This is a genomic window from Acetobacter pasteurianus subsp. pasteurianus LMG 1262 = NBRC 106471, from assembly GCF_000285275.1.
Taxonomy (GTDB): domain Bacteria; phylum Pseudomonadota; class Alphaproteobacteria; order Acetobacterales; family Acetobacteraceae; genus Acetobacter; species Acetobacter pasteurianus.
The window spans coordinates 23260-35656 of the sequence record NZ_CADO01000006.1 but is presented as its reverse complement, the minus strand read 5'-3'; the positions used below and the strand labels follow the sequence as shown (position 1 = coordinate 35656).

Genomic DNA, 12397 nt, shown 5'->3' with positions numbered 1-12397 from the left:
AGCTTATGCATCTTTTGGTGCGGGAAAACCGGACGCTTGATGAACAGGAAGTAGCAGAGGATCTCAATCTTCCATCTGCCGATCTTGTTGTTCTTTCTTTTACGGAAAGCGATCTTCTGGCCCTGCGCCATGCAGAAGCCTTGCTGCGCGCTCAAACTGAAGGAAGCGTATTGCTTCCTACCTTGCAGGTTATAAACCTTGCACGGTTACGCCACCCTATGTCGATTGATCTGTATATTGAGACCACATTGCAAAAAGCACGCTGCGTTGTAGTGCGGCTATTGGGTGGTTTGGATTACTGGCGTTATGGAGCAGAAGAACTAGCGGCATGGAGCCGTGAAACAGGCGTGCCGCTGGTTTTGTTGCCTGGCGATACGTTACAAAGCCATAGCTCTGATGTGCAGCAACAAGCAGCACATACTGGGGATGATGTGCGGCTAGCAGAACTTTCCACTGTTTCCGCAGAACATTATGCCCGGTTAAACGGTTTTTTTCAGCAAGGTGGGCCGGATAACATTTGCGCTGCATTGGCGCTCATGTCTGTACTTGCGGGCATGCAGGAAGATAAGGGAACGCGCCCTAAAGCATTGCCAGCATGGGGTGTATATCGTTCTTATTCTCCTGCTGCCGCCTTAGCCCAAATACAGATAAAGGCAGTGATACTCCTTTATCGTGCGCATTTGCTGGTAGGAGATGTGGCTGGGCCAGAATGTTTGGCACAAGAATTGGTGCAACGTGGCTGTGCCGTAGATATTGTGTACGTTACATCTTTAAAAGATCCATCTGTTTCTAAAGATATAAGCCTTTATCTGCAATCTGCAAAACCTGATGTGGTTCTAGATGCTACGTGCTTTTCTGCACGAAGCCAGAATGGTTTTTCACCATTGGATGTGGCTAATGCACCCATTCTGCAACTTTTGCAGCCGGGATGCACACAGGCTTTGTGGGCAGAAAGCCCACGCGGTCTGGCGCGGGCAGATATGGCCATGCAAGTGGTGTTGCCAGAACTTGATGGCACAATTGCAACTTTTCCAATTTCTTTCAGAAAGGATGCTCAGCCCGGACAGCCTGCGTTTAGAGAACCCTATAAACCGGGCATAAAACTGGTGGCGGGCCGTGCAATCGCATGGGCCAAATTGCGGAAAATTCCGCAAGAAAACAAAAAAATATCTATTGTTCTGTCTGATTATCCGGGAGCAGGACTAGAAAAATCTGGAGCGCATATAGCGCATGCTGTGGGGTTGGATGGTTTTGCATCCACATCTTCCATTCTCACCCTCTTGCAGAATGCAGGCTATAATACAGGTGCAGAAGATATTCCTGATGCCAAGGCTCTTGCTGCAACACTTGTTGGGGGCAGTTTAAAGCCTGTTCTTGATATAAAGCTATATCATCAGCTTTTAACAAATTTAGATCCGGTTTTTGTACAATCTGTTTTTGCAGCGTGGGGTGAACCCGAACAAGATGCCACTGTAAAAGATGGCATTTTTTGTCTGCGTTACATCCAGTTGGGCAATATTTCTCTGGCTGTACAACCAGACAGAGGGGCCGTGGCTGACCGTAAAGCCTTGTATCATGATCCGGATACACCGCCATGCCATGCGTATGTTGCGTTTTACCTGTGGTTGCAGCATGTGAAAAAGCTGGATGCCATGGTGCATTTAGGCACGCATGGCACGTTGGAATGGCTGCCCGGTAAGACTGTGGCGTTATCTCCATCTTGCGGGCCAGCTGTGCTGATGGGTGATTTACCAGTTATTTACCCGTTTATTGTCAATAATCCGGGCGAAGCCGCGGCAGCACGGCGGCGTTTGGGTGCTGTTATTATCGGCCATATGACACCACCTGTTATGCAGGCTGAACTTTCGGCAGAGGCGCAGGAACTCGAACGCCTGATTGATGAATATGCTGAAGCAGATGGTCTGGACCCTCGCCGGGGTGCTTTGCTACGTGCTGATATTCTGGATAAAGCCGTAAGCACAGGGATGTTGGCCGAAAGTGGCGTGCGTCCCGGAGAACTGGATGAGGCAGAAGCACTCGCACGGCTTGATGCATATTTGTGCGATGTAAAAGATCTGCAAATTCGTGATGGTCTACATGTTTTTGGTAAACCAGCCACACATTCCAAAAAACTGGTGCAGATTATTGCGCAGGCATGTGGGCGTCAGGAAGATGCAGCATTTGTTGCTGATATAGCCCGTAAAATCATGCAAAGCGGGCAAGCGGAGGCTCAGGCGCTCCTAGCTGCATTGAACGGGCGTTTTGTAACACCTGGTCCAGCAGGTGCACCAACCCGCGGGCGAGTGGATGTACTGCCAACTGGGCGCAATCTGTTTACGGTGGACCCACGTGCATTGCCCACACCTTCTGCCATGGTGCTGGCTGAGAAGATGGAAAAACTGTTGCTGACAAGGCATCTGCAGGAACAGGGTGAACATCTGACACATATCGTCATGGATATGTGGGGTTCTGCCAGTTTACGTACGGGCGGCGAGGATATGGCGCTTGCCTTGCGCCTTATGGGGGTAGAAGTGCAGCGCACAGCAGGCACTGGGCATGTTTGTGGGTTTGAGATTATTCCCTTGCCATTGCTAGACAGGCCAAGAGTGGATGTAACTCTGCGCGTATCTGGTCTGTTTCGTGATGCTTTTGTAGACCAGATTGCCCTGTTTGATCAAGCCGTAACTGCTGTAGCGGAACGGAACGAACCGATTGAATGGAACCCTCTAGCAGCTTCTGTCAAAGGGCTGGAAGGAGAAGCCCGAAAGCGTGCAACAGCTCGTATTTTTGGGGCTGCGGCTGGTAATTACGGCACAGGTGTTGAGGAACGCCTGAATACAGGGGCTTGGGATAACAAGCAGGAGCTCGGAACAGCTTGGCTGGAAGGTTCATCCTGGACATATGGTGGCGGGAGAGATGGCCAGCAGGATATGCAGGCACTTTCCAATTTGGTTGGTCAGGCAGAAGCTGTGCTGCATGTGCAGGACAATGCAGAAACCGATATTTTAGAAAGTTCGGATATCGCTGCGCATGAAGGTGGCCTTTCCGCTGCTGCGGCTACGCTAGGTGCAACGCCAACTGTATTGCATGGTGATACATCTCGGCCTGATATGCCACGCTTGCGTACAGCAGAGCAGGAAGTGGCGCGTATTGTGCGCGGACGGTTGGCTAATCCACAATGGATCAAAGGGATGCAGCAGCATGGATACGCGGGGGCCGCAGAAATGGCGCGCGGGCTGGATGCGTTGCACGGATTTGCGGCCACGTTACCCCAACGCTTTGATAGACAATTTGATCTGGTTTTTGACCAAACCTTGGGTAATGCCGTGTGTGATGAATTCTTGAAACAGGAAAACCCGGCAGCACGGGAAGCAATGCGCATGCGTTTTGCCGATGCATGGCGGAGAGGCTTGTGGCATCCACGGGGAAATAGCGTAGCCTGTGTTTTGGATGAGGAAAACAAGGCATGAAAGCGCCTCGTGTTATTATGGTTGCGGCCCCTCGCTCTGGGGGGGGCAAAACAACGGTTACACTCGCATTGCTGGCTGCGTTCCAGCGCCGTGGGTTACGGGTTGGGGCCGTTAAAACTGGCCCCGATTATATAGATCCCGCTTTTCATGCAGCTATCACCCATCGGCCACCTCTTAACTTAGATAGCTGGTGCATGCCCGCAGATTTGCTGGCTGGGATTATGGATGCCGCTGCCAAAGATGTAGATGTGGTTGTGGTGGAATCTGCAATGGGGTTGTTTGATGGATTAATGGCCCCAGAGGGTGCACGCGGTGCGCCTTCTGATATTGCAGCTTTATTTGGTATTCCGGTTTTGCTGGTGCTGGATGTTTCTGGGCAGGGGCAATCTGTCGGGCCAATTGCACAGGGTTTTGCTCGGTGGTCGGATGCTGTGCAGGTGCATGGTGTTGTACTAAACCGCGTTGCATCTGAACGGCATGAGCGCTTGGCACGTTCTGCTGTGGATATGGCAGACCTGCCTGTTTGTGGTGCCCTCATGCGCCAAAAGGGTGAGGTATTGCCAGAACGGCACTTGGGGCTGGTGCAGGCACGTGAACACGGTAATCTGGCTGGGTGGTTATCTGACCTTGTAGATAAGGCAGAACGTGAACTGGATTTGGATGCCATTTTAGAAGCGGCAGCGCCTTTGGCTGAGCGGAAAGTGGATCCGGTATCTATGGCAAAGGCGTGTATTCCTCCTCCGGGTCAACGTATTGCCGTGGCGGATGATGCCGCTTTTTCGTTTTTATATGGGCATCTTTCTTTATTCTGGCGGCAAGCGGGGGCGGAATTGGTTCCATTTTCTCCCTTGGCCAATCAGGCGCCAGATGCTTCTTGCGATGCCTGTTGGTTACCCGGCGGGTATCCGGAACTTTACGCAGGCCAGATTGCGCAAGCAGACCGTTTTAAAAAAGGCCTGCAGGATTTCGCGCTAAACCACCCAGTGCATGGAGAATGCGGGGGCTACATGGTTTTGGGGCGTGCGTTAGAAGATGCGCAGGGGCAGACACATTCCATGGCAGGCTTGTTGGGGCACGTTACGTCCTTCGCGCGTCGAAAGCTGCATCTGGGCTACCGTGAAGCCACATTACTGGCAGACAATGTGCTGGGCTGTGCAGGTACGCGCTTGCGCGGGCACGAATTTCATTATGCCACAGTCACGGGAACTGGTGATGATGCACCACTGGCTGATCTGGCAGCGGGGGATGGTGCACCGCTTGGGACATGTGGTGGCCAGCGTGGGTTGGTATCTGGTTCATTTTTTCATGTTCTGGCACGGTGTTCCAATCAGAATATTTTGAACTCTTCCTCTTTATGAAAAGAGCATATGCAAAAACGAACGCGGAAACTTGTGTGATAACAAGGTATGCACAAAGTGTTCTGCCGTCCTGATAAAGCCGGGGCAGGCGGTGAGAAGGAGATATTGAAATGCGATCTTTTCCCGTGTTGCTGGTAAGGCATGCTCCTGTTCAGGTTGCGCAGGGCATTTGTTACGGCAGGCAGGATGTTGCCCTTAGCCCAGGGTGGGAGAGTATTGTTTCTGGGCTTTCCGTCCTTGCAAAAGGGGCAGTCTGCCAAGTGTTATATAGCTCTCCCGCGCAAAGATGCTGGCAGATGGCGCAACGTTTGGCGCAAAGCGCGGGTATGGAACTGCGTGTGGATCACCGGTTGGCAGAATTGAATTTTGGTAAGTGGGAAGGGGTGCGCTGGCAGGATATAGACCGCACATTGCTGGATGAATGGGCCCAAAATCCAGCAGGTTTTGCTCCGCCAGAAGGTGAAAGTGGGCAAGATCTGTATCAGAGAATTCAGAGCTTCTGGCATGAAGTGCGGCAGCGCGAAGAAAATGTGTGTGTCTTGTCGCATGGCGGACCACTAAGGCTGCTGAGCGCTTTTGCCGGTGGGTACCAACCACAGCTTCTTGCGCCTTCCATGCCACAGGGTTTTGCACGCCTGTTTATGGTGGGAGAAAAGAACGAATGCGTTTCAACAGAAACAGATTTTTCAAAGCATCATAAAAAGGAAGAACCGTGTCAGGTATGATAGATTCGCAAAAGCCAGCATCAGCACAGGATGCAGAGCATCATCGTACCAAAATGCAAAAACGCAAAGCTGTGCAAGATAAAGAAGTTGCCAGCAAAACAGTGGAAAAGGGCCTGTTGATTGTAAATACAGGTGCCGGAAAAGGAAAATCTACCGCAGCGTTTGGTCTGGCTTTGCGAATGCTCGGGTATGGGCGGCGTGTTGTTGTAATCCAGTTTATCAAGGGGGCTTGGCATACGGGGGAGCGCAGGGCGCTAGAGCGCTTTGAAGATCTGGTGGAATGGCACGCTCTGGGTGAAGGTTTTACGTGGGAAACGCAGGATAAAGCGCGAGATATTGCTGCGTGCCAGCGTGCATGGCGCGTTGCACAGCAAGCACTGGCAAACCCGGATATTGGGCTGGTTATTCTGGATGAGCTAAACATTGCACTAAGGTATGATTACCTGCCTATGGAACAGGTTCTGGCCGATATTGCTGCTCGCCCAGAAAGCCAGCATGTTGCGGTAACAGGGCGCAATGCCAAGGAAGCCATGCTGGAAGCAGCAGATTTGGTAACAGAAATGACATTGGTGAAACATCATTTCAAAGCAGGTGTCAAAGCGCAGGAAGGTATAGAGTTTTGAGTGCCCGCGTTCTGATGGTGCAGGGTACAGGGTCCAGCGTAGGAAAATCAACACTTGTTGCAGGTCTTGCGCGGGCTTTTACGCGGCGTGGGTTACGGGTTTTGCCATTTAAGCCTCAGAATATGTCCAATAATGCTGCCGTAACATGGGATGGTGGTGAAATTGGCCGTGCTCAGGCTTTGCAGGCGCGTGCCTGTGGTGTGCCTGCTAGCGTGGATATGAACCCTGTCTTGCTCAAACCACAAGGAGAAACAGGTGCACAGCTTGTTGTGCAAGGTCGCATTGAAGAAACAGTGCAAGCGCGAGATTATCAGGGCCGAAAAGCACTTTTAATGCCGTCTGTTTTGCAAAGCTTTTCCAAACTTGCCGCACAGGCAGACTTGGTTTTGGTAGAAGGTGCGGGATCTGCTTCGGAAGTCAATTTACGAGCACATGATATTGCCAATATGGGGTTTGCAGAAGCTGTAAACGCTCCGGTTGTGCTTGTGGGAGATATAGATAGAGGTGGAGTTATTGCCAGCCTTGTGGGCACACAGGTTGTTGTAAGCGAGAAAGATGCCCAGCGTATTAAAGGTTTTATTGTAAACCGTATGCGGGGTGATCCAACGCTGTTTACTGATGGCATGCAGTTTGTTGCAGAACGTACAGGTTGGCAACCGTTAGGGCTTGTGCCGGATTTGCCAGAGGTGAGAAGCCTGCCAGCAGAAGATACAGCTGATCTGGATGAAAAACTTACGTATGCAGTAAAGCATTCAAAAGCAAAATTAGATCAGAATACTCCGTTGCGTATTGTGGTGCCTCTTTTGCCGATGATCGCGAATTTTGATGATCTGGACCCCCTTTATGCAGAACCCGGTGTGCATCTTATGCTGGTTAAGCGTGGTCAGCCTTTGCCAGAATGTGATCTGATTATATTGCCCGGATCAAAAGCAACGTTATCTGATCTTGCTTGTTTGAAAGAGCAGGAATGGGACAAACAGATTGCAGAACATGTTGCCAATGGTGGCTATGTGATGGGTATTTGTGGTGGCTACCAGATGCTGGGGGCTACTGTGGCAGATCCTTATGGAACAGAAGGTGCAGCAGGACAGACCGTAGGGTTAGGGCTGTTAAAAATTGATACAGTTTTAAGCCGGAATAAAAGCCTGGAGCACAAAGAAGGAAAACTGGCGGCAGAAGGCAGTAAGGTCGCTGGATACGAAATGCATGTGGGGCAGACCATAGGATCAGATTGTCAAAACCCATTGATTTATCTGGATAATACCCCTGAAGGTGCCGTTTCTGCAAATGGGCGTGTATGGGGCACCTATTTGCACGGAATTTTTAACCACCGGGCTGCGCGCATGGCGTTGCTTGCACGTGTAGGTGGAACTGCATTTCAGCCAGATGGCGTATGGGATACAGCCGGAGCAGAGTTACCTGTGTGCCATGATCAGAGCGTAGAATACGCACTGGATACGCTGGCTAACCATCTGGAACAGCATATTGATTTAGATGCTTTGTTGCAGTTGGCTGCTGTGCCAGCGGGTATTTAAAGCAGCGTATACTTTAACGTTGAATCCAGCGCCTTCTGGCAGGATTACGCTTTTCCCACCCACGGCGTTCAAGCTCTGGCGTGTTGGCTTGCTGTTCAGGAAAGCCAACACATAAATAGGCCAGAAACTGCCAGTTGGGTTCTACACTTAAAGCGGCGTGTGCTTCCTGTGGGTTAAGGATGGAAACCCATCCCACCCCAACGCCCCGTGCCGTGGCTGCCAGCCAAAAAGTGTGAATGGCCATAACAGCAGACCATGTTGTGGTTTGTGGCATGGTAGCTCGGCCAAGCCCGCGCCCCTGTTGGGGGTTGGTTTCACAAAATACGGCAATATGGTGGGGGGCATCATCCAGCCCGGCAAGTTTTAGGCGTGCATAACGCTGCGCGTCTTTTCCTTCTCGTCCTTCTAGTTCCTGCGTATTGCTGCGCATAAAGTTCTGGCGGATGGCATCACGGCGGTTCGCATCATTTACCAGCACAAAGCGCCAAGGTTCGCTCAATCCGACTGAAGGGGCCAAGCAAGCCGTTTCCAGCAGTTCATCCAACACAGATGTTGGCACCGGTGTTGTACGAAAATGTCGCACATCCCGCCGCCATATCAACAGTTGCTCTAATTGGTTCTGAAAAGAAGGTGAGAAAAAAGGTGCTGTCATGCCTTTATCATGCAGCCAATAGCGGCCAGCAGCAACCCACCTATCAGAATACCACAGGCCCTGCGGTAAAGGGTTAGGCCGCGATCCAGATCATGCAGGGTGGCAGTTGTGGTGCCTTCTCCAATCCACCCATCATCAACCACAGTTCCTGCATAATTACGGGGGCCACCAAACTTTACGCCAAGAGCGGTGGCCAGAGCTGTTTCTGGCCACCCCGCATTGGGGGAACGGTGACGTTTGGCATCTCGCCAGATGGTAGACCAAATCATGCGCCACAGTGAGGGAGGGGTAGATAGCAGAATACACACAGCGGCCAGGCGGGAAGCCGGCAGGTTAATCAGGTCATCCATTTTAGCAGCCGCCATGCCGAATGCTGCATAACGCGGGTTAAGATGACCGATCATGCTGTCTGCCGTGTTGACGGCTTTATAAAAGACAGTTCCGGGCAAACCGAGTAATGCCGTCCAGAATAAAGGGGCAACAATGCCATCGGAGAAGTTTTCTGCCAGACTTTCCAAGGCTGCACGTACAATGCCGGTTTCATCCAGCACAGATGTATCTCGCCCCACAATTTGGCTTACAGCTTTGCGTCCACCTTCTAATCCAGACTGTTGAAGCGCTGTGGCTACGGCTTTGACATGCACCCATAAGGACTTCTGCGCCACCAACGTACAGGCGGCTACAGCCTGCATACAAAGCATGATGGCCGGAGGCAGAAACACAGAACCAATATGGAGTATAAATACCGTAAGCCCGACCGGAATACCGATAAGCAGCAACAGCGTGAAAAAACCGGATATCCGGCGTGCGGTATCTGACCATTCAGGCCGGTTGAACGTCTGCTCCAGCCTGTTTATCAAGAAGCCAATCCACACAACAGGGTGGCTTATTGCAGCAAACAGCGGTGCAGGATATCCGCATAAGGCTTCCAGCCCCGCAGCCATAGCGGCAACGGGTAGGGTTATAGAAAAAGGATAAAGCAGCATGGCAGATGCAGGCGTGCGGGAAAAGCGGCAAGAAGGCAAGGGGTATCCGCTGCAACAGGCACCTGCAGTTTCTGTGTTGCCTTCAAAAACCTCATCAACACCACACTACATTCCGGCACATGGCGGACAGGTGCAAAAAATTATGCAGATGTTTGCAGATGCACCGCAACCGTTTGTAGACCTTTCTACAGGTATCAGTCCCTTTGCTTATCCAGCAAAATTGCCTGATTTATCTGCTTTGCACACATTGCCCGAAGAAGCAGAAGAAGCGGCGTTACAGCATGCCGCTGCTGTGGCATATGGAATTTCTGATGCCAGCATGGTGGTTGCAGGCGGAGGAAGCCAGAGCCTGATTGCTTTGTTGCCAAGGGTGTTAAAGGCCGAACGGGCGTGCATACTGGGGCCAACGTATTCCGGGCATGTGCAGGCATGGAAACAGAATGGCATTTCAGTTTCAGAAGTATCTACTTTTGCTGATCTACAATTGGCAGCACAGCAAAAAAATACGGTCTGCATTGTGTGTAACCCCAATAATCCTGATGGGCGTTTAATATACGCTTCGCATCTGCTTGATCTGGCCAATACCTGTCAGGCTGCGGGAAGCTGGTTGGTGGTGGATGAGGCCTTTGCAGATATAACTGGCCAGAGTGTTGCACCTGCCTTGCCACATCCTGCTTTGCTTGTTTTACGTTCTTTTGGCAAAACATATGGATTACCCGGAATAAGGCTGGGGTTTTTGTTGGCTCAACCTAGTATGGCCGCATATGCGCGGGACCTGTTGGGCTCATGGCCCGTCAGCACCATTGGGTTGTCAGTTGGATGCCAAGCCTTGCTGGATAGGGAATGGTTAAGGCAGGCTTCAACCAAACTGTGTGCTGCAAATTCTCGTTTAAAAAAATTGCTGACTAAATCAGGATTAAACCACAAAGGCCAAGCTGTTTTGTTTGAGCTGGTGGAATGCGAACGGGCCGCAGATTTATGGCAGCATCTTTGCCGGCAAGGTATTGTAACCCGGATTTTTCCGTACAATGCTCATTGGCTGCGTATGGGCTTGCCTGCCTCCGAACAGCAATGGCACAGGTTGGAAGAAGCTTTGCTGGATTGGTGTGCACTTTAATAAAAAAGTGCTGATAATACCGTCATAATTACACATTCTGTAATAACGGCACAGGCTCCTAGAATATCACCTGTATAGCCACCAAGTTTACGTTTTGCGTATTGGGCTATTATTAAGGCAATAGCCAAAGCTAGCAAAAGAGGAAGCGCTATAAGTGTTAGTAAACATGCCGTTGTAAGTGGTGCGGGTATTAAAAATACTGTCAGCAAAGTGCCAAGACAGATTGCGCCTATTAAAGCGATTGTTAAATTTTGCTGTGGCAAAGGGTAAAGCGATCGCGCCAGACCATCAGGCCGGGCTGGTGGAACTGTTTTTGTAACAACCAAAAATGCGCCACGTGACAAGCATCCTGCAAGCCCACATATCAGGCAAGCCAACGCGATGGAATGTATGGATAAAAGCACGCCCGCGCGTATCAAAATTGCCGAACACAAAGCCAGTACACCGTAACTGCCAATGCGGCTGTCACGCATGATCTCCAGCTTGCGTTCAGGGGTGATGCCACCAGAACTATCGGCGGTATCGGCCAATCCATCTTCATGTAGGCCGCCTGTTACAAGAATTTGTGCCGCTAAAGCTATGCCTGCTGCTGCAAGGGGTGGAATATGGCTAAACTGTAATGTTGCGGACAGTCCCCCGGTAAATACTCCAATGCCAGCGCCAATAAGTGGCCAGCACCAGATGGATTGTGCCAGGGGCCAGGAAGCGGAACTATTTTTGTAAGCAGCAGGTAACAGCCAGCTCACAGGTATGCGGGTAAGAAGCCCAACCCCACAGGCCAGATGCAGCCGTAATCTATCTAATATGGAGAGGGAGCCAGAAGAGCTCATACTTTCTGGCTTACAGCGGCTTCTGCAAAAGTAGCCATACCTATGTGACAGGCAAGTGCAGCGCGTAAGATAGCAACTGCAAGGGCGGCACCAGAGCCTTCACCTAACCTGAGCCCTAACCCTAACAGAGGTTCCAGACCAAGATAGGAAGCAAGGCGATGCGTTTGCCCTGTTGTGGTAGCGCAATGTGACAGGCAGGTATGGGCCAACCCATCGGGGTGTAACCGTGCAAGAGGTGCAGCGGCTGCCGTACAAACAAAGCCATCTAGCAGCACAGGTACATTCTTGTGTCTGGCAGCTAATGTGGCGCCCAATGTGGCTGCCAGTTCGTATCCGCCAACACAACGAGCAGCTTCCAAGGGGTCAGAACATACTTGCTGATGCAGGGTAAGTGCTTCGTCAATAACAGTTGCCTTACGCTTTAATCCTGCATCATCTGCACCAGTTCCGCGCCCAGCCCAGATATTACCGCTTTCCTTAAACAAGGCTGCGGCTAAAGCTGCGGCGGCTGTGGTGTTCCCAATACCCATTTCACCCAGGCACAGTAGATCGCAGTCAGATGAAACGGCATTGTAGCCAAGCGTGACAGCTTGCAAAAAATCTTGCTCTGTCATGGCAAGCGCATGTGTAAAATCTGCCGTTGGTTGCAGATCATGCACAGGAATAACGTGTAAGGATGCGTCAACCGTTCTGGCTATCTGGTTGATGGCAGCCCCTCCGTTACGAAAATTGCTGACCATTTGTGCCGTAACGTCAGAAGGCCATGGGGAGATACCCTGCTGTGTTACCCCGTGGTTTCCGGCAAAAACCAAAACCTGCACATTTTCCAGCTTTGGTGTGGCACGTTGTTGCCAACCGCCGAGCCAGCTTGTGAGTTCTTCAAGCCGGCCAAGGCTACCTTCTGGCTTGGTAAGTTGCTGCTCACGCTGTGCAATGGCGTTTTGGGCAGCCTTGTCTGCTTGCGGCAAATTACTACACAGGCTTCTCAGTTCCCGCATGGAACCAAGGCAGAGTAGCGCGTTAGAAAAAGAAGGAGATGATGGCATGTTGTTGATTTTGTGCTGTTATAAGGATGTAAGCAAACAAAAATAGTGAGGCGCA

Annotated in this window: 10 protein-coding genes; 6 read left to right on the top strand and 4 right to left on the bottom strand. The window is 51.1% G+C overall.

All coding sequences use genetic code 11. The annotated features are described in order from the left end of the window. Window positions 1–5 precede the first annotated feature (5 nt). The 5 genes from cobN (at window position 6) to APA10_RS02230 (ending at window position 7711) form a co-directional block, all read left to right on the top strand. Window positions 6–3470, top strand: coding sequence for a cobaltochelatase subunit CobN (gene cobN, locus APA10_RS02250; RefSeq protein ID WP_003629255.1), 3465 nt, complete (start codon window positions 6–8; stop codon window positions 3468–3470). Then, window positions 3467–4828, top strand: a complete 1362-nt coding sequence (locus APA10_RS02245) for a cobyrinate a,c-diamide synthase (RefSeq protein ID WP_003629254.1) — start codon at window positions 3467–3469, stop codon at window positions 4826–4828. Before cobN ends, APA10_RS02245 begins: the two co-directional genes overlap by 4 nt. 110 nt (window positions 4829–4938) lie before the next feature. Further along, window positions 4939–5553, top strand: coding sequence for a histidine phosphatase family protein (locus tag APA10_RS02240; protein WP_035365769.1), 615 nt, complete (start codon window positions 4939–4941; stop codon window positions 5551–5553). After that, window positions 5550–6176, top strand: a complete 627-nt coding sequence (cobO, locus tag APA10_RS02235) for a cob(I)yrinic acid a,c-diamide adenosyltransferase (RefSeq protein ID WP_003629252.1) — start codon at window positions 5550–5552, stop codon at window positions 6174–6176. The genes APA10_RS02240 and cobO overlap by 4 nt, the downstream gene beginning before the upstream one ends. A 14-nt stretch (window positions 6177–6190) precedes the next feature. Then, window positions 6191–7711 (top strand): cobyric acid synthase, encoded by a 1521-nt coding sequence (locus APA10_RS02230; RefSeq protein WP_003629251.1) that lies wholly within the window; start codon window positions 6191–6193, stop codon window positions 7709–7711. A 13-nt stretch (window positions 7712–7724) separates the two neighbouring features. Here the strand turns inward: APA10_RS02230 and bluB are convergent, their stop codons facing one another. Both bluB and cbiB read right to left on the bottom strand, forming a co-directional pair. Beyond that, window positions 7725–8363 carry a 5,6-dimethylbenzimidazole synthase gene (gene bluB, locus APA10_RS02225; protein WP_003623638.1) on the bottom strand — a complete coding sequence of 213 codons (639 nt, stop codon included), beginning with the start codon at window positions 8361–8363 and terminating at the stop codon, window positions 7725–7727. Then, the gene (cbiB, locus tag APA10_RS02220) at window positions 8360–9349 is read right to left on the bottom strand and encodes an adenosylcobinamide-phosphate synthase CbiB (RefSeq protein WP_003629250.1); all 990 of its coding nucleotides are present in this window, start codon (window positions 9347–9349) and stop codon (window positions 8360–8362) included. Before cbiB ends, bluB begins: the two co-directional genes overlap by 4 nt. Between cbiB and cobD the strand changes: the two genes are divergently transcribed. After that, a complete protein-coding gene (gene cobD, locus APA10_RS02215; protein ID WP_003629249.1) occupies window positions 9348–10466 on the top strand; it encodes a threonine-phosphate decarboxylase CobD in 1119 nt (372 codons plus the stop codon). The genes cbiB and cobD overlap by 2 nt on opposite strands. Here the strand turns inward: cobD and APA10_RS02210 are convergent. Both APA10_RS02210 and cobT read right to left on the bottom strand, forming a co-directional pair. Continuing rightward, a complete protein-coding gene (locus tag APA10_RS02210; RefSeq protein WP_003629248.1) occupies window positions 10463–11296 on the bottom strand; it encodes an adenosylcobinamide-GDP ribazoletransferase in 834 nt (277 codons plus the stop codon). The genes cobD and APA10_RS02210 overlap by 4 nt on opposite strands. Continuing rightward, entirely contained in the window at window positions 11293–12342 is a 1050-nt protein-coding gene (gene cobT, locus APA10_RS02205) for a nicotinate-nucleotide--dimethylbenzimidazole phosphoribosyltransferase (RefSeq protein WP_003629247.1), read from the bottom strand. Before cobT ends, APA10_RS02210 begins: the two co-directional genes overlap by 4 nt. Between the last annotated feature and the right edge of the window lie 55 nt (window positions 12343–12397).